Origin of the sequence: Stenotrophomonas forensis, from assembly GCF_028752115.1 — a bacterium.
Taxonomy (GTDB): Bacteria; Pseudomonadota; Gammaproteobacteria; order Xanthomonadales; family Xanthomonadaceae; genus Stenotrophomonas; species Stenotrophomonas forensis.
On the sequence record NZ_CP082270.1, the window covers coordinates 1,571,562 to 1,588,973 of the forward strand.

14 protein-coding genes are annotated in these 17,412 nt (G+C 67.6%); 4 read left to right on the plus strand and 10 right to left on the minus strand.

All coding sequences use genetic code 11. The features are described from left to right. The first annotated feature begins 43 nt into the window (after positions 1–43). Positions 44–2,182, plus strand: a complete 2,139-nt coding sequence (gene rlmKL / locus K5L94_RS07355) for a bifunctional 23S rRNA (guanine(2069)-N(7))-methyltransferase RlmK/23S rRNA (guanine(2445)-N(2))-methyltransferase RlmL (protein WP_180878290.1) — start codon at positions 44–46, stop codon at positions 2,180–2,182. Positions 2,183–2,337: 155 nt separating this feature from the next. Here rlmKL and K5L94_RS07360 read toward each other — a convergent pair whose 3' ends face one another. From K5L94_RS07360 to aptA, 7 genes are all read right to left on the minus strand, one after another. Then, positions 2,338–2,667: a DUF3325 domain-containing protein gene (locus K5L94_RS07360; protein ID WP_274512379.1), complete on the minus strand. Its 330-nt coding sequence runs from the start codon at positions 2,665–2,667 to the stop codon at positions 2,338–2,340. Further along, on the minus strand, positions 2,664–4,301 hold the full coding sequence (locus tag K5L94_RS07365) for a PepSY-associated TM helix domain-containing protein (RefSeq protein ID WP_274512380.1): 1,638 nt from the start codon (positions 4,299–4,301) through the stop codon (positions 2,664–2,666). The genes K5L94_RS07360 and K5L94_RS07365 overlap by 4 nt, the downstream gene beginning before the upstream one ends. After that, entirely contained in the window at positions 4,298–4,612 is a 315-nt protein-coding gene (locus K5L94_RS07370; RefSeq protein ID WP_274512381.1) for a DUF3649 domain-containing protein, read from the minus strand. The genes K5L94_RS07365 and K5L94_RS07370 overlap by 4 nt, the downstream gene beginning before the upstream one ends. 103 nt (positions 4,613–4,715) lie before the next feature. Beyond that, entirely contained in the window at positions 4,716–6,917 is a 2,202-nt protein-coding gene (locus tag K5L94_RS07375; protein ID WP_274512382.1) for a TonB-dependent siderophore receptor, read from the minus strand. A gap of 274 nt (positions 6,918–7,191) precedes the next feature. Then, the gene (locus tag K5L94_RS07380) at positions 7,192–8,478 is read right to left on the minus strand and encodes a DUF445 domain-containing protein (RefSeq protein ID WP_049458207.1); all 1,287 of its coding nucleotides are present in this window, start codon (positions 8,476–8,478) and stop codon (positions 7,192–7,194) included. A 118-nt stretch (positions 8,479–8,596) separates the two neighbouring features. Next, positions 8,597–9,475, minus strand: coding sequence for a ParB N-terminal domain-containing protein (locus K5L94_RS07385; RefSeq protein WP_053449257.1), 879 nt, complete (start codon positions 9,473–9,475; stop codon positions 8,597–8,599). A 63-nt stretch (positions 9,476–9,538) separates the two neighbouring features. Then, positions 9,539–10,891: an omega-aminotransferase AptA gene (gene aptA / locus K5L94_RS07390; RefSeq protein WP_049458209.1), complete on the minus strand. Its 1,353-nt coding sequence runs from the start codon at positions 10,889–10,891 to the stop codon at positions 9,539–9,541. 104 nt (positions 10,892–10,995) lie between these two features. Between aptA and K5L94_RS07395 the strand changes: the two genes are divergently transcribed. After that, positions 10,996–12,492 carry an aldehyde dehydrogenase gene (locus K5L94_RS07395; RefSeq protein ID WP_180878294.1) on the plus strand — a complete coding sequence of 499 codons (1,497 nt, stop codon included), beginning with the start codon at positions 10,996–10,998 and terminating at the stop codon, positions 12,490–12,492. 155 nt (positions 12,493–12,647) lie between these two features. Here K5L94_RS07395 and K5L94_RS07400 read toward each other — a convergent pair whose 3' ends face one another. After that, the gene (locus K5L94_RS07400) at positions 12,648–13,289 is read right to left on the minus strand and encodes a hypothetical protein (protein WP_274512383.1); all 642 of its coding nucleotides are present in this window, start codon (positions 13,287–13,289) and stop codon (positions 12,648–12,650) included. Positions 13,290–13,436: 147 nt separating this feature from the next. Between K5L94_RS07400 and K5L94_RS07405 the strand changes: the two genes are divergently transcribed. Further along, entirely contained in the window at positions 13,437–14,738 is a 1,302-nt protein-coding gene (locus K5L94_RS07405) for an MFS transporter (protein ID WP_049458212.1), read from the plus strand. Here the strand turns inward: K5L94_RS07405 and K5L94_RS07410 are convergent. Together K5L94_RS07410 and K5L94_RS07415 are read right to left on the minus strand one after the other, a co-directional pair. Continuing rightward, on the minus strand, positions 14,719–15,180 hold the full coding sequence (locus tag K5L94_RS07410; protein WP_053449260.1) for a bacteriohemerythrin: 462 nt from the start codon (positions 15,178–15,180) through the stop codon (positions 14,719–14,721). The two genes, K5L94_RS07405 and K5L94_RS07410, sit on opposite strands and share 20 nt — an antisense overlap. Positions 15,181–15,265: 85 nt before the next feature. Then, entirely contained in the window at positions 15,266–16,609 is a 1,344-nt protein-coding gene (locus K5L94_RS07415) for a diguanylate cyclase (RefSeq protein ID WP_006429166.1), read from the minus strand. A 490-nt stretch (positions 16,610–17,099) separates the two neighbouring features. Between K5L94_RS07415 and K5L94_RS07420 the strand changes: the two genes are divergently transcribed. Then, positions 17,100–17,390, plus strand: coding sequence for a hypothetical protein (locus K5L94_RS07420; RefSeq protein ID WP_238581863.1), 291 nt, complete (start codon positions 17,100–17,102; stop codon positions 17,388–17,390). Positions 17,391–17,412 lie beyond the last annotated feature (22 nt).

The window sequence follows — 17,412 nt, forward strand, 5'->3', positions numbered from 1 at the left end:
GCCCGGCCCCTGTGCCGCGCCCGACCACCTGCGAACCGATCCCGTGAAATTCTTCGTCTCCTGCGCCAAGGGCCTGGAATACCTGCTTGCCGATGAACTGTCGGCCCTGGGCCTTGGCAAGGCCACCGCCACCATTGCCGGCGTCAACGCCGACGGCGAACTGGAGCAGGCGCTGCGGATCGTCATGTGGTCGCGCCTGGCCAGCCGCGTGCTGTGGCCGATCGACGAGTTCGAGTGCCCGGACGAGCAGGCCCTGTACGACGGCGTGCGTGCGCTGCCGTGGCATGAGCACATCAAGCCGGAAATGACCCTGGCGGTGGACGCGCACGTGTCCGGTGACAAGATCACCCATGCGCGCTTCGCGGCGCAGCGGATCAAGGACGCCATCGTCGACCGCATGCGTGACGAAGGCCTGGAACGCCCGTCGGTCAACACCGACCTGCCGGATGTGCGCGTGAACCTGTCGCTGCGCAAGGGCCGCGCCTCACTGTCGATCGACCTGGGCGGCGGCCCGCTGCACCGCCGTGGCTGGCGCGGTGCCGCCCACGAGGCGCCGCTGAAGGAAAACCTGGCCGCCGCGCTGCTGCTGCGCGCGCAGTGGCCGCGCCTGCACGCCGCCGGTGGCGGCCTGCTGGACCCGATGTGCGGTAGCGGCACGCTGCTGATCGAGGGCGCGCTGATGGCCGCCGACGTTGCCCCCGGCCTGATGCGCCACGGCAGCCTGCCGCCCAGCCGCTGGCTGGGCTTCGACAAGGCCGCCTGGAAGGCCATCCAGAGCGAGGCACGTGACCGCGAAGCGGCCGGCCTGGCAGCGTTGAAGCCGGTCATCCACGGCAGCGACATCGACCCGACCGCGATCCAGGCGGCGCGCGAGAATGCCGAAGTAGCGGGCGTCGCCCATGCGATCCGCTTCACCCGCGCCGACGTCGCCGACCTGGCCGCGCCGGAGCAGGAGATCGGCGCGGTGGTCTGCAACCCGCCGTACGACGAGCGTCTGGCGGCCGATCCGGCGCTGTACCGCGCGCTGGGCAATGCCCTGCAGAAGGCCGTGCCGCAGTGGCGCGCCAGCCTGCTGTGCGGCAACGATGAACTGGCCTTCGCCACCGGCCTGCGCGCCGGCAAGAAGTACCAGATGTTCAACGGCGCGCTGGAATGCGCGCTGATCGTCTGCGACCCGATCGCCGTGCCGGGCCGCGACCCGGCGCAGCCGCGCGAGCTGAGCGAAGGTGCGCAGATGGTGGCCAACCGCCTGCGCAAGAACCTGAAGAAGTTCAAGAGCTGGCGCGCCCGCGAGGACATCACCTGCTTCCGCGCCTACGATGCCGACCTGCCGGAGTACGCGGCCGCCATCGACGTCTACGAGGAAGACGGTGGCCAGCGCCGCACGTTCCTGCACGTGCAGGAATATGCGGCACCGGCGGCGATTCCGGAAAACGACGTGCGCCGTCGCCGCAACGAGCTGCTGGCGGCCGCGCGTGAAGTATTCGGCGTGCCGCCGGAACAGGTGTCGATGAAGTCGCGCGAGCGTGGCAAGGGCGGCAGCAAGTACGGCCGCTTCGAACAGCGCGACGAGTTCATCGTGGTGCGCGAAAACAACGCGCTGCTGCAGGTGAACCTGTTCGATTACCTCGACACCGGCCTGTTCCTCGACCACCGCCCGCTGCGCCGGATGATGGCCGAGCAGGTGCGCGGCAAGCGCTTCCTCAACCTGTTCTGCTACACCGGCGTGGCCAGCGTGCAGGCGGCCGTGGCCGGTGCCGCCAGCACCACCAGCGTCGACCTGTCGGCCACCTACCTGCAGTGGTGCTACGACAACCTGGCGTTGAACGGGCAGGGCGGCAACCAGCACCTGCTGGTGCAGGCCGACGCCATGGCGTGGCTGGAAGGCGACCGCGGGCAGTACGACGTGATCTTCTGTGACCCGCCGACCTTCTCCAACTCCGCGCGCGCCGACGACTTCGACGTGCAGCGCGAACAGCTGAAGCTGCTGCGCGCAGCGGTGGCACGACTGGCGCCGGGCGGCGTGCTGTATTTCTCCAACAACTTCCGCCGCTTCAAGCTGGAAGAGAACGCCATCGCCGAGTTCGCCCAGTGCCGCGAGATCACCGCGCGCACCATCGGGCCGGATTTCGAGCGCAACGCGCGCATCCACCGCGCGTGGGAATTGAAGCGGTTGGGTTAAGCCCGGTAGTGCCGGCCGCTGGCCGGCAACGATGTCAGACCCGCAGAGGGTTCATGGGATGCCGGCCAGCGGCCGGCACTACCCCTATCTGGCCGGTAGATCCACGCCATGCGTGGATGGGCGTTCAGTAGATCCACGCCATGCGTGGAGGGTGGCTACAGCACCGCCACCAGCAGCCCGGCCACGGGCAACGCGATCGCCAGCGCGGCGATCCACTTCGGCCGGTACGGGTACAACCCGAACGACAACACCGCGCCGCCCAGCGTCATCGTGCCCAGCCACAGCACCGGGCCCATCGCCCAGCCGTGGTCGACCACGCACAGTGCGAACGCTACCGCCAGCAGGGCCCAGCCCAGCACCCGCCATTGCGTCCGGCGTGCCGGCGAGGCAGCCGCCTTGCCATGCAGGTCGTGCTGGTGCTTTTCCATCGCCAGCGACAATGCCGTGAACGCGGAGAACGACAGGGTCAACGCCAGCAGCATCATGCGCTGGCCTCCGCTTCGGCAGCTTCCGCAGCATCAACCGGAGCCTTGGGCGCTGCCGCCGCCGCGGCACGCTTCTTCTTCTCGGCCGCAGACAGTGGTGGCGTCCAGCGCTGCATGCGCCAGCCGCACAGCGCCAGCATCGCGCCGAACGCGATCATCGACAGATCGACGCCAGCCAGCACCCAGTCACCATTGCGCAGGGTCACGCCCAGATGCGCATGCGTGGTCAGCGCGTTGACCACCGGCACCAGCGCGAACGCGGCGGCGCCCAGGTACAGTTGCCAGGCCCACATCATCCGCTTCGGCCAGATGAAGGCGGCCAGCAGTGCCGCACCCCAGGCGTAGAAGAACACGTTGGCCTCGGCGCTGGAGCGCTCGGCGATGTCCAACGGCAGCAGGCGGTTGCCCCAGAAGTAGGCGGCAAAGGCGATCGGCAGGCCGGCCACGGTACCGATGTTCAGCGCATCGACCAGGCGCAGGCCGAAGCCGGTGCGGCCACTCTTGGCGTGCTTGGGCCGTTCCTTCACCGCCCACAGCACCACGCCGCTGGCCACCATCAGGCAGCCGACCAGTCCAGACAGGAAGAACAGTGCGCGCAGGCCCCAGTCGGCGAAGCGCGCCAGGTGCAGGCCGTACAGCACGCCGCGGGTGGCGGTGGCACCACCGGAAGGCGGTGTTTCTTCCAGCAGCGTGCCGTTGACCATGTCGTAGCGCACGGCCGGGGTGTCGGTGGACAGGCGCTTGCCGTCACGCTGGCGGATGTCGATCACTGCATTGGCCGCGCCCGGGTTGGATACGGTGAAGCCCGCCACCTCCACGCCGTGCCAATGCGCTCGCGCGCTGTCCAGCAGCTGCGCGATCGGCAGCGGCGTGGCGCGGCCTTCGGCCGGCGCGGTCACCTCCGGCATGCCGCCGAAGGCTTCGCTGAAGAATTTGTCCTCGTCCTGCGGGTAGGCCACCTTCACGCCCCACGGCAGGTACATGATCATCAGGGTGACGATGCCGGTGTAGGTGATCATCGCGTGGTAGGGCAGCGCCATCACCGCGCTGACGTTGTGGAAATCGAGCCAGGAACGCGGACCCTTGTCCTTGCGGAAGGTGAAGAAGTCCTTGAAGATTTTCTTGTGGGTGATGACGCCGGTGATGATCGCCACCAGCATGAACATCGCGCAGAAGCCGACCAGGTAGCGCGCCCACAGCACCGGGATGTAATGCAGGTCGAAGTGCAGGCGGTAGAAGAAATCTCCGCCACGCGTCTCGCGCGCCTTCAGGGCCTGGCCGGTGTTCGGGTCCAGCGTGGCATCACCAAAGCCACCTCGACGGCCACGGCTGGGATCGGCCAGCTCCGGCGGCAGCCGCCAGAACATCTGCATGGCCGGGTTGCGCGGCTGCGGCAGGGTGACGAACCAGTTCTCGGCCTGGCTGGCGTTGGCCTGCAGGTAGTCCACCGCGCGCTGCGCGGCCACGTCGATACTGACCTTGTTGGCCGGCAGCTCCGGGCGCATCCAGCGGCTGATTTCCTCGCGGTAGTAACTGGCGGTGCCGGCCATGAAGATCAACAGCAGCAGCCAGCCGACCAGCAGGCCGGTCCAGGTGTGCAGCCAGGCCATCGATTGGCGGAATCCGTTCTTCATGCCCAGGCCCCCAGCAGGCGCGCGACGACGGCCATCAGCAGGGTGGGGGCGAGGATGCCGACCCAGGCGCGCAGCGCAGTGCGGGTGGCGAACGCCCACAACGCGGCGCAGGCGGCCACCAGGATCGCCAGCAGCATGCCGGTCAGCACGGTCTGGCCGCGCGCGCCGGGCAGCGCCAGGGCGCAGAACACGCTGGTCACCGAGGCCAGCGCGTAGCCGCCGAAGATCGCGGCCAGCGAGCGTGACAGCACGCCCCAGCGCGGGTTGGAGAAGAAGGTGCGGGGGCTGGCGGTTGCGGGCGAGCGGTCCACGGCATTCCTGCTGGTTTCAGTGAAAAGGGACCGGCGCACCGCAGCGCGCCGGGGTTGGCCATCCGTGGCCGGGCACCAGTCGCAGAACCGGTGCCATCCATCGTCAGAGCTTCCAGCGCAGCGTCATCGTCACGTTGCGTGGTTCGCCCCAGTACACGCCGCTGTAGAAACCGACGTTGTTGAAGTACTTCTTGTCCAGCAGGTTGTTGATGTTCAGCTGCGCGCTGAAGTTCTCGTTGAAGCGGTAGCCGCCGGCCAGGTTCAGCAGGTAGAACGCGTCCTGGGTGATGTTGGCCTTGCTGCCATCCGCCTTGGTGCTGGTGTTCCAGATGCGGCTCTGCCAGGTGGCGCCGCCACCCAGCCAGAAGCGGCCATCGATGCCGCCGGGGCGCCAGCTGGTGTTGAGGCGGAAGGTGTCCTGCGGGGCTGTGGTCCGTTGCAGCACGCCGTCCTTGTTGCGGATGACGGTGTGGGCGAAGCCCGCCGAGATGTTCCATTGCTCGCCGATGCTGCCCTGGGTCTCGATTTCCCACCCCTTCACCTTGTTGCCCTTGCCGGTGGAGCGATAGGCCTGGCTGCCATCGGGCAGCGAGTTCACCGGCACTGAATCATCGATCTCGGCCACGTTGTCCTGCTTGCCTTCGAACACCGCCGCCGAAGCATTCAGCAGGCCGCCGAAGAACTCGGCCTTGACGCCCGCTTCGTACATGTCGCCGACCACCGGCTCCAGGTAGTTGCCGTTGCGGTCGCGGGATTTCTGCGGCTTGAAGATGTCGGTGTAGCTGACATAACCGCTGAAGATCGAATTGAAGTCGTAGACCAGGCCGGCATACGGAGTGAGCATGTCGTCCGGCCGGTAGCCGGTGCGGGTAATGCTGTTGCGGTTGCCGTTGGCGTCGTAGCCATAGGTCCACTTGCGGGTTTCCCAGCTGCCATAGCGGGCGCCCACCACGGCCAGCAACGGATCGGCCAGGCGCAGGCGAGCCGCTACATAGGCGGCGCGCTGGCGCAGTTCGTCCTGTGACGACAGGCGACCAAGGCGGGTCACCGGCAGTACCGGCACCTCGCCGGTCCAGTGACGCCAGTCGGGCACCTGCGCGTAGCCCGGTGCGCTGGAATCGAACGACATGGCCTCGGACTCACCCTTGCGCACCGACTGGCCCAGGCCGAACACGAGTTCATGCTCGCGCCCGAACAGCTGGAACGGCCCGCCCACGTTGACGTCGAACACGTCCATCGTGCTGTGTTCGTTGAAGTGTGAAATGTAGGCAGTCACACCGGTACCGTCGGCGCGCGGGTAGCCGGCCGCGCCGTACCAGACGCTGCCATCGGTATCGCGCACGGCATGGCTGAGGTTGCCCTTCACCGACCAGCCGTTGCCCAGTTGCTGTTCCAGTCGCGCGAAGCTGGTCTTTTCCACGATCGGCCACGCACTCCACGAGGCCGACAGATTGGTCGAGCGCGGCAGGTTGGCCGGTGCGCCGTCGGCGCCCCAGTACGGCACCACGCCCCAGGTCACGCCGGTGGTGTGCGGCGACTGGTACTCGTAGCCCACTTCGAACAGCGTGCTGTCACTCAGGTCGGCCTGCACGATGCCGTAGAACACGTCCTTGTCCAGCGCATAGACATCACGGAACGAATCGCTCTGCTGCTTGGCCGCGACCACGCGCGCGCGGATGCGGCCGTCCCAGGCCACGGGGCCGCCGAGGTCGGCTTCCAGGCGACGGTTGCCCCAGCGGCCGAGGGTCAGGTTGGCACCCATCTGGAAAGTGTCGGTCGGCCGCTTACGGATCATGCTGATGGTGCCGGACGGATCACCCGCGCCGGTGGTCAGGCCGGTGGCGCCGCGGATCACTTCGATGCGCTCGTAGATCACGTTGTCGGTGTTGGTCTTGATCGAGCCACCGAAGGTGTTGAGCATGCCGTCGATCTGGAAGTTGTCGATGGTGTAGCCGCGCGAGACATAGTTGATGCGCTCGCTGTCGGTGACCGACACGCTGACGCCCGTCACCTGGCCCATCACGTCCGACAGCGAGAACAGACCCATGTCATCCAGGCGCTGGCGGGTAAGCACCGTCACCGACTGCGGCGTCTCGCGTAGTGACAGGTCGAGCTTGGTCGCAGTGCGCGCGCCTTTCACCGTATAGCTGCTGGGCATCTCGCCATCGGCAGTCACCTTCACCGTATCCAGCGTGCGCGCGGAAGGATCGGCAGTGCCGTCGGCGTGGGCCAGCGGGGCGATCATCAATGCAGTCACGGCCAGGGCCAACACGGTGGGACGGGGGGAGTTCAGCGGCATTGCCATTGGTGCGGTTCCATGCAGGACGAATCAGGCGATGGAATGCGCAGGTACAGTCGCCATGCGCTCCGCGCACGTCGCCCAGCGAGCCCCATCGACGGTGCGCCACCCGCGCAGTGCGGGTGACCCGGTAGTCGGGGGATGTACACGGGCGAAGGGGCGGGTGGGTACGTGCGTCCGTGCCCCGCTTGGCTAAGCGTACAACCGATTAGCAAATGATAGGCATTCGCATTTCGTTAATCAAGCGTGACGACTGCTGCCGGTGGATCGAGGCGCGCGTTCAGAACCGGAAGATCACCGTCGCCGCATGCAGCAGCAGGCCGATCAGCCCGCCGACCAGGGTGCCGTTGAAGCGGATGAACTGCAGGTCGCGGCCTACGCTCAGTTCCAGCTGCTCGACCAGATGCCGCTCATCCCAGCTCTTCACGGTCTGTGCGATATGCGTGGTCACGCCCTCGCGCAGGCGCCCGGTCAGGCGCTGCGCGCCTTCAAGCAGGTGCTGGTTCAGTGCCTCGCGCAGGGCAGGGTCGGCCTGCAGGCTGCTGCCCAGCGAGGCCAGGCTGCGCTGCAGGTGGCCGACCAGTGCGGAGTCGTCGCGCTGCAGGTCGGCACGCAGGCTGGCATGGATGCGCGCCCACAGCCCCTGCACGTACTCCTGCAGGGCAGGGTGGTCGATCATTTCCTGCTTGAGCTGTTCGACGCGTTCTGCCAGCGCCGGGTCTTCGCGCAGGCGCTGCACGTAGGCCTGCAGCCAGCGCTCATAGTCCTGGCGCAGCGGATGCTCCGGCTCGGCCAGCACCTGTTGCAGTTCTTCCAGCACCGCGCGCGCCAGGCGCTCGGCCAGGCTGTCGCCGATCTCGTCGATCGGCTTGACCCAGTTCACGGTGCTCGACAGCGTCGGCCATTCGCGCTGGATGTAGCGCACGATCAGCTGCGAGGCGCGCTCCTTCACTTCCGCCTGCTCCAACCAGCGCCCCAGCCGCTGCAGGCCCTCGTCCAGCACGCGCTGGTGGCGGCCATCGGCGGTCAGCAGCGCCAGCAGCTCGCCGGCGGTGGCGGCGGCATTCCACTGCCGCAGCTGTTGCACCACGAAACCGTGCAGCTGCCGGCGCACGGCGGTCTCGTCGAAGAAATCCAGTGCCTGCAACGCCCAGCCGCGCGCCATGTCGGCCAGCATCCGCGAACGCGCCGGATCGGCCAGCCAGCTGCCCAGGCGGCTGGCGGGATCGAACACCTGCAGCTTGGCCAACAGCACGCCCGGTTCCAGGAACTGGTCGCGCACGAACAGCGCCAGGCTGTCACCGATGCGTTCCTTGCTGCGCGGGATGATCGCGGTGTGCGGAATGGGCAGTCCCATCGGCCGCCGGAACAGCGCGACGACGGCGAACCAGTCGGCCAGCGCACCCACGGCGGCGGCCTCGCAGAACGCCGAGACCCAGGCCCAGATGCCACGTTCGCCCTGCCAGTGGCTGACGGCGAATCCGGCCAGCATCAACAGCAGCAGGCCCAGTGCGAGGGCTTTCAGGCGCCGCAGCTGTGCGCGGCGCGGATCGTTGGCAGGCGTCATGCCCGAAGTCTATCCGGCCCTGCATGAGCATCGGGTAGTGCCGGCCGCTGGCCGGCATCCGCAACGCACCCGGAACGTTCATGGGGTTGCCGGCCAGCGGCCGGCACTAGCCGCTGGTTCAGAGCGCTTCGAGTTGCTTGCGCAGCGCGGCCAGCTGCGCGCGCAGGGTGTCGTTCTCGCGGGTCAGCGCGACGACGCGGCGACGCAGCGCCGGTGCGTCCTCGCCCAGCTGCTCCAGTGCCGACAGCACGTCGGCGTCGCGGCTGGCGATCGCGTCCTCATCCGGCTCCTCGAAGTCCATCTCGGCCGCGTCCGGCTTCGGTGCCCGCGGCTTGCGCTTGGACTCGCGCACGCGCTTGGCGGCCTGCTTCAGTTCGTCCTTGCCACCGGCGGCGGCGGCGCGCTGCTCGTCTTCCGGCAGGTCGGCCACGGCTGCGGCGGCGCTGATCGAGATCACGCCGGCCTTCACTGCTTCGACCACCTCGGCGGCGGCCTGGGCGTGGATGCGCTCGATCATGCCGACCTGGCTGGTGCTCAGCTTGGCTTCGCGGGCCAGCTCGGCGCGGCTGATCTTCGGCGCCGGTTCCCACGGCGGGCTGTCTTCGCCGGCGTCCTCGACGATCTCGGCGCTGCCGTCGCTCTCGCGCTGCAGCTGCGCCTGCTCGACCTGCTTGCGGGCAGCCAGGATGTCGCGCTTGCGCAGCGCCAGCACGCCGCGCTGGAAGTCCGAAACGCTGCGGCGGCCCAGGTGCTGCTCGATCATCCACAGGTGCACGTCTTCCATGCTCTGGAAGCGGGTGTTCTGCACGGTGTTGAACGGCAGGCCGTGCTTCTGGCAGATGCCGAAGCGGTTGTGGCCGTCGACCAGCACATCGCCCCACAGCACCAGCGCATCGCGGCAGCCTTCGGCCAGGATGCTGCGCTCCAGCGCGTCATGTTCGTCCGCAGTCAGCGGGTCGATGTAGGCCTTGAGTTCTTCTTTGACGACGATATCCATGGGCACGGCAGCGAGCAGGAGCGGAACCGCCCATTGTACCTGCTCGCCACCACCGGCCCGGGCTCAGGCGGTGGCCCGGATCATCTCGCCGAGGATGCCGGTGATCTGGTCGATCTGCGGCTTGTCCACGATCAATGGCGGCGACAGCGCGATGATGTCGCCGGTACAGCGCACCAGCAGCCGGCCGTCGTGGAAGCAGCGGCGGAACACCTCGTAGCCGCGGCTGCCGGGGGTGTCGCGGCGTGGCGCCAGCTCCACCGCACCGACCAGCCCGAAGTTGCGGATATCGATCACGTTGGGCAGCCCCTGCAGGGCGTGCAACCGCTCCTGCCAGTATTCACCCAGCTCGATGGCGCGCTCGAACAGGCGCTCCTCGGCATAGACCTCCAGCGTGGCCAGCGCCGCTGCGCAGGCCAGCGGATGGCCCGAATAGGTGTAGCCGTGGAACAGCTCGATCGCCTGCGGGGGCGCCTGCATCAACGCGGCATGCACCGCATCGCTGGCCAGCACGCCGCCCAGCGGCACCGCACCGTTGCTGACCGCCTTGGCGAAGGTCAGCAGGTCCGGGGTGACCCCGAAACGCTGCGCGGCAAAGGGCATGCCGACCCGGCCGAAGCCGGTGATCACTTCATCGAACACCAGCAGGATGCCGTGGTGGTCGCACAGCTCGCGCAGCCGCTGCAGGTAACCCGGTGCGGGCAGGATCACCCCGGCCGAACCGGCGATGGGTTCAACGAACACCGCGGCAATGGTCGAGGCATCGTGCAGCGCAATCAGCCGTTCCAGGTCATCGGCCAGCTCCGCGCCCTGGCGTGGCAGGCCCTTGCTGAACGCATTGCGCTGCAGGTCCAGGGTGTGGCGCAGGTAGTCCACGCCGCCCAGCTGCAGGCCGAATGCCCTGCGGTTGTTGGGCAGGCCGCCCAGAGCCATGCCGCCGAAGCCGACCCCGTGGTAGGCCTTCTCGCGGCTGATGAAGCGGGTGCGCTGGCCCTCGCCGCGCTGGCGGTGGTAGGCCAGCGCGATCTTCATCGCGGTGTCCACCGCCTCGGACCCGGAGCTGGTGAAGAACACATGGTTGAGCGCGGCCGGCGCCAGTGCGGCCAGCCGCTGCGCCAGTGCGAAGGCCGGCGGCGAGCCCATCTGGAAGGCCGGTGAATAGTCGAGCGTGCGGGCCTGCTCGACGATGGCCTCGACGATGCGTGGCCGCGCGTGGCCGGCGTTGCAGCACCACAGGCCGGCGGTACCGTCGAGGATCGGGCGGCCATCGACATCTTCGTAGTGCATGCCCTCGGCGCGTACCAGTACACGCGGCGCCGCCTTGTACTGGCGATTGGCGGTGAATGGCATCCAGTACGCGTCCAGGGACTCGGGGCGCTGGGTGGCCAGGTCGTGCAGGTCGCTTTCGGGACGCTTCATGCCAGCTCCATCGGGTGCGATGCGACGAATGTAGCGCAGCTGCGTCACGGCGAAGTCGCGGCGGCCCCGGTATAAGCAAGGCTGGTTGATTGCAGGAGTGTCCCATGGCCGATTTCCCCGACCGCAGCCACTGGCAGGCGCTGGCACTCCAGCTGTCGATACCCGGCCAGGCCTTCATCGACGGCCGCCAGGTCGACGCTGCCAGCGGCGCCCGCTTCGACTGCATCAGCCCCATCGACGGTCGGGTGCTGGGTGCGGTCGCCGACTGCGACGCGCAGGACGTGGAGCGTGCCGTGCTGGCGGCCCGCCGCTCCTTCGATGCGGGCCACTGGTCGCAGGCCAGCCCGGCGCATCGCAAGCGCGTGCTGCTGGCGCTGGCCGCGCTGGTGGAAAAACACGCCGACGAACTGGCCCTGCTGGAAACCCTGGACATGGGCAAGCCGGTACGCGATGCGCGGCGCATCGACCTGCCCGGCGTGGTGCGCTGCCTGAGCTGGACCGCCGAAGCGGTGGACAAGCTGTACGGGGAGATCGCGCCCACCGGCCCGCACGAACTGGGGCTGGTCACGCGCGAGGCCGCCGGCGTGGTGGCGGCCATCGTGCCGTGGAATTTCCCGTTGCTGATGGCCTGCTGGAAGATCGCGCCGGCGCTGGCGATGGGCAACTCGGTGGTGCTCAAGCCTTCCGAGCGGTCGCCATTGTCGGCGCTGCGGCTGGCGGCACTGGCCGCCGAAGCGGGCCTGCCGGACGGGGTTCTGAACGTGTTGCCCGGCCATGGAGCGCGCGTCGGCGAACCGCTGGCCCTGCACATGGACGTGGACGTGCTGGCCTTCACCGGCTCCACCGCCACTGGCGCGAAGCTGCTGGAATACTCTGGCCGATCCAACCTCAAGCGGGTCTGGCTGGAATGCGGCGGCAAGAGCCCGCACGTGGTGTTCGCAGACGCCCCGGACCTCGATGCGGCGGCCAAGGGCGTGGCGCAGGGCATCTTCTTCAACCAGGGGGAAGTCTGCACCGCCGGTTCGCGGCTGCTGGTGCAACGCTCGATCCGCGAGGATTTCGTCCACCAGGTGGTGGCCTATGGCCAGCACATGCAGCCGCGCCACCCGCTGGAAGCCGACGCACCGATGGGCGCGCTGGTCGATGCCGCGCATCTGGACAAGGTGATGGGCGATATCGCGCGTGCCGAAGGCGAGGGCGCCCGATTGCTGCTGGGCGGTCATCGCGCCGAGGTGGAAGCGGGCGGCTGCTATGTGCAGCCCACCGTGTTCGACCAGGTGCGGCCTGAGCAGGCCCTGGCACGCGAGGAAGTGTTCGGGCCGGTCCTGGCCGTTCTGGGTTTCGATGACGAAGCCGAAGCCGTGCGCCTGGCCAACGACAGCCGCTATGGATTGGCCGCCGGCCTGTGGACACGTGATCTTGGTCGCGCGCATCGCGTTGCACGCCAGCTGCGCGCCGGCAGCGTATGGGTGAACGGCTGGGATGGCGGCGACATGACCGCCCCCTTCGGTGGCTACAAGCAGTCGGGCAATGGGCGCGACAAATCCTTGCACGCGTTCGACAAGTACAGCGAGATCAAGGCCACCTGGATCCAGTTGTAGCGTCGGAGTTGCCCGCGCTTCTGTAGAGTCGAGCCACGCTCGACTGCTCTCCGCGAGATGCAGAAGGGCAAAAGCCGTCGAGCAAGCTCGACGCTACGGAAGCGCCGCGTTTGAGTAGAGGCGAGCTTGCTCGACTGCCGTTCGCGGAATGCAGATTACCGGCAGCGTGCACTCACCTGCAGGACCGCAGCACGCAGCAGGTCGCGATCGGCCTCTTCAACCGCATTCTGGAAATAGTCCATATCCTGCTTCCCCAGCTCGCAAGGGTCGACGATATACCCGGGCGGCCACAGCCCCAGCAGCTGCGCCACGCCGTGCACGATCTGCTCCGGGGTCATCTGCCGGCGGATGCGGAAATGGTTGCGGCGCGGTGCGAACGCAGCATGCACCTCGCGGCGACCGATCAGGCGTGGCGCCACCCCCGCCGCGCTGATGCCATCGCCACCCTCGATGCTGCCCGCAGGCAGGCCCAGGATCAGCGGAGCCTCAGCCGCCGGTGCCCCTTCGGCGGGCAGGGCGGTCTCCGCCTGCGCAATCGGGGCAGGGTGGGGCTTCACCGATGCAGCCCGGCGTGTCATCGGTACGGAGGGCAACGCCGGAAGTGACGGCGCCGGCGCCGGCAGCTCCGGTGGCAGCCAGCGCAACGAGATCCGTGCGCCATCGTCAGCACGCAGCACGATCCGGCCACTGCCCCACAACCACAGCGCCATCAGGCCATGCACCAGCAGTACCACCAGCCACGCCGCCATGCGCGGCAGCTTCGGCGAATCGGACCACGACAACGCAACTGCAGCCATCGGCAAGGCATCCATGCAGGGACCGGTGGCGCAGCCTAGCGGGCGGCCCGAAAAATTTCGTTGGCATCGGTGTCGGCTGAAACCATTGCCCCGTGTGGCCACCGGCCCGTGGCAGAATCGGGCGATCCACCGTTACCCGTGTTGCCGATGTCGACGACCCGCGCTGCCGCACCGCCCGTGAATTCCCCCCGCCGCGTCCTGCTGGCCAGCCTGATCGGCACCACCATTGAGTTCTTCGACTTCTACATCTACGCCACGGCCGCGGTGCTGGTGTTCCCGCACCTGTTCTTCCCGGACAGCAGCGAACAGGCGGCACTGCTGCAGTCACTGGCGACCTTCGCGGTGGCGTTCATCGCCCGGCCGGTGGGCTCGGCGGTGTTCGGCCACTTCGGTGACCGTATCGGCCGCAAGGCCACCCTGGTGGCCGCACTGCTGACCATGGGCCTGTCCACGGTACTGATCGGCCTGCTGCCGACCCATGCGCAGATCGGCCTGTGGGCACCTGCACTGCTGGCGCTGTGCCGGTTCGGCCAGGGTCTGGGCCTGGGCGGCGAGTGGGGCGGGGCGGTGCTGCTGGCCACCGAGAACGCGCCGCCGGGCAAGCGCGCCTGGTACGGCATGTTCCCGCAGCTGGGTGCGCCGCTCGGCTTCCTGCTGTCAGCCGGCATCTTCCTGGTGCTGGGCCGCTGCCTGAGCCAGGACGACTTCCTGCAGTGGGGCTGGCGCATTCCGTTCGTGGCCAGCGCGCTGCTGGTCGGCCTTGGCCTGTGGGTGCGCCTGAACATCCACGAGACCCCCGACTTCAAGAAGGCGCTGGAACGCAAGGCGCCGGTGCGGCTGCCGATGCTGACGGTGCTGCGAGACCACCCGGTGCCGATGCTGCTGGGCACGTTGGGGGCGTTCGCCACCTTCGTGCTGTTCTACCTGATGACGGTGTTCAGCCTCGGCCATGGCACCGCGGTGCTGGGCTACAGCCGCGAACAGTTCCTGCTGATGCAGATGGCCGGCATGTTGTTCTTCGCACTGGGCATCCCGCTGTCGGCACGCTATGGCGACCGCTGGGGCACGCGCCGCACGATGATCGTGGCCAGCGTGCTGATCGTCGGATTCGGCGTGCTGTTCGCACCGCTGTTCCAGCCGCACAGCCCGTGGCTGGTCACCGGCTTCCTGTGCCTGGGCCTGTTCCTGATGGGCCTGACCTACGGGCCGTGCGGCACCTTCCTGGCCGAGATCTACCCGGTGGAGGTGCGCTATACCGGGGCGTCGCTGTCATTCAACCTGGCCGGCATTCTGGGTGCGGCCCCGGCACCGTACCTGGCCACGTGGTTGGCCGAACACTTCGGCCTGGTCGCGGTGGGTTACTACCTGTGCCTGACTGCGGTGGCCACCCTGTGCGCGCTGGTGGCGCTGCACCGGCGCGCACTGCGGCTCAACCAAAGAAGCGCTTGAGCGTGCGCCCCAGCCAGCCGCCGCCCTGGTGCTCGCGGGCGAACTGGTTCAGGTGCGCCTTGACCTGCTCGGCGTAGGCCTGGTCATCGCCACGGATGTGGTTGAACAGCCAGCGCGACAGCATGGTGCGCAGCTCGTCGCTGATGTCCTCGCCGGCCTGGAAACGCAGCCGGTACTCGGCCACGCGCTTGATGAAGACCTCATGCACACGCTTGTGCGCGGCACAGAACGGATAACCCGCCTCCTCCATCAGCTCTTCCTCGAACGCGAAGTGCGACATGGTGTAGTCGACCACTTCATCGATCACTTCGCCCACCGCCGCACGCTGCATGCTGGCCTGGGCCACGTGCAGGTGGTTGAGCATCTCGATGATGCGGCGGTGTTGCTGATCGATCACCTCGATGCCGATGTTCAGATCGTCCTGCCAGACCAGTAGTGCCATCCCCGGCTCCCCTTCATGCGTATGTCGGGGCCGACTGTAGAACCGCGGCGCGCGGGCGGCGTTGATCTGGATCAAGGCGTGCCGGTCAGGGCAGGGCGGGCTCGCGTGGGCGCAACGGACTGGCCATGGTGGTACAGCTGACCCGGTTGCGGCCGCCGGCCTTGGCCAGGTACAGCTGGCGGTCGGCCTCGGAGATCAGCCGGTGCAGCGCATCACGCTGCGGGCGCAGGCAGCACAGGCCGATGCTGACGGTCATGCGCAGGGTGGCCGAGCCGATGTCCACTTCCAGCGCGGCGATGCGCTGGCGCAGTTCCTCGAAGTACAGCAGCGCCTCGTCCTGTTCCATGTCAGGCACCAGCAGGCAGAACTCCTCGCCACCGAAGCGCGCGATCAGGTCCTGGCTGCGCGCGTGCGCGGCCACCGCGCCGGCTACCGCGCGCAGCGCATCGTCGCCGGCTTCGTGGCCGTAGGTGTCGTTGATGTGCTTGAAGTGGTCGATGTCGATCATCGCCACCGCCACGCATTGGCCGTGCAGCTGCAGCTGCGGCAGCTGGCGCTGGCTCTGCTCAAGGAAACAACGGCGGTTGGGTAGGCCGGTGAGGAAATCGCGGGTGGCCAGGTCCTGCAGGGTGCCGATCAGTTCCAGCTGGTCCACGTTCTGCGAGACCCGGCAGAAGAACTCCTCGCGCGAGAAGGGCTTGCGCAGGAAGTCGTTGGCGCCGTTCTTCAGGAAGCGCGGGATCAGTGACGCATCGGTATTGCCGGAGATGCCGATCACCGCCACCTTGTCGCGCGAGCGCAGGGTACGCAGGCGGCGGGTGAATTCCACGCCCTGCATGCCGGGCATCTCCTGGTCGACCACCGCCAGGCGGATCGCCGGATGCGCCTCGATCGCGGCCAGGCCTTCGTTGCCGTCGGCGGCCTCGTGCACCTCATGGCCATACATGCGCAGCAGGGCGGCGGCGTAGCCGCGCGCGGAGGGCGAATCGTCCACCACCAGCGCCGCGATGCGACGGTTGCGCTCCAGCCGCTGCACCAGCCAGACCAGGTAATCGATGCTGCCAGGGGTGTTCTTCAGCACGTAGTCGATGATCTGCTGCTGCAGCACGCGCTTGCGCAGGTCTTCATCGTAGACGCTGCTGACCACCACGGTCGGCAGGCCGCGCTTGAGGAAGAACTCGACCACCGCATCGCGGTCGCCGTCGGCCAGCACCAGCCCGGTCAGCACCAGGAACCAGCCCCCATCCTCGCTCAGCAGGCGGTCGGCCTCGGCCAGGGTGGAGGCGATCACCACCGGCAGTTCCAGGCGTTGCTCGATGGCCTCGCGCAGCATGCCAGTGAAAGCACGGGAGTTTTCGACCAGCAGGATCCGCTGTGGCAGCGGATCGGCCAGGTCGCCATCGACGGCGGCCTGCGGCAGCACGGGCATGATGCGGTGGCTCACGAGGGAGGGCTCGGCACGGATAGCGGCAGTTTCGGGTGCAACTTTAGCCGGAGCCCTCGGTTGTGGACATATCTGCCCTGCCTGGTTCGGGTCAGTTCGCCGGGAATCTCTAGGACAACAGGGTGAGATTCGAACGCACTCCCTTCATGGCGCTCACGGCGCGGCATGGTTATGCTGGGTCGCGCCACCCCTACTGGTGCATTGGACACGGCTGCGTCGAACGAAGGAACCCTTCAAGCGAGGTCGAGCGCCATCCAGTCGTGGGGTGGCGAAACGGAATTGCCTGGAGCTGTCATTCCAACCATCCATGGGGGTGAGCGTGAGATTTTCTGAACTGCGAGTGTTGCTTCCTGCCGCTGTCCTGCTTTCTGTGTCTGCTTTCAGCGCATCAGCGTGTTGCCCCAGTGGCGACAACGGAATCCATATGGCTCGGAGCGGTCTGGGAGAATCTCTGCCAGCAGCCACGAATCTGAGTTTGAACCCAAACTGGCTTGTCTATGGGTTCGAGCGTGATGGGATCAGTTACTACCAAGTGAATGATCTCTCGGGTCAGGTCGTGCTGATCGTGGGAAATGTCGACGCCACGTTCTGGACGCTGCCGGCTGGCAAGAGTGCGGCTAAGGTGTCTTTGCCCTCGCATCGACTGAGTTTGCCCGAGAAGGTTGTCCGGCGCGTGGTGTTCCAGAGTGCTCAGTTCTCGTTGGTTGTCTATGGAGAAGGTGCAAGCGCTGTATGGGTCGTCGAGTCTATGGATACCGCAGGCTGAGGACACTCTCGTTGGCGCCACG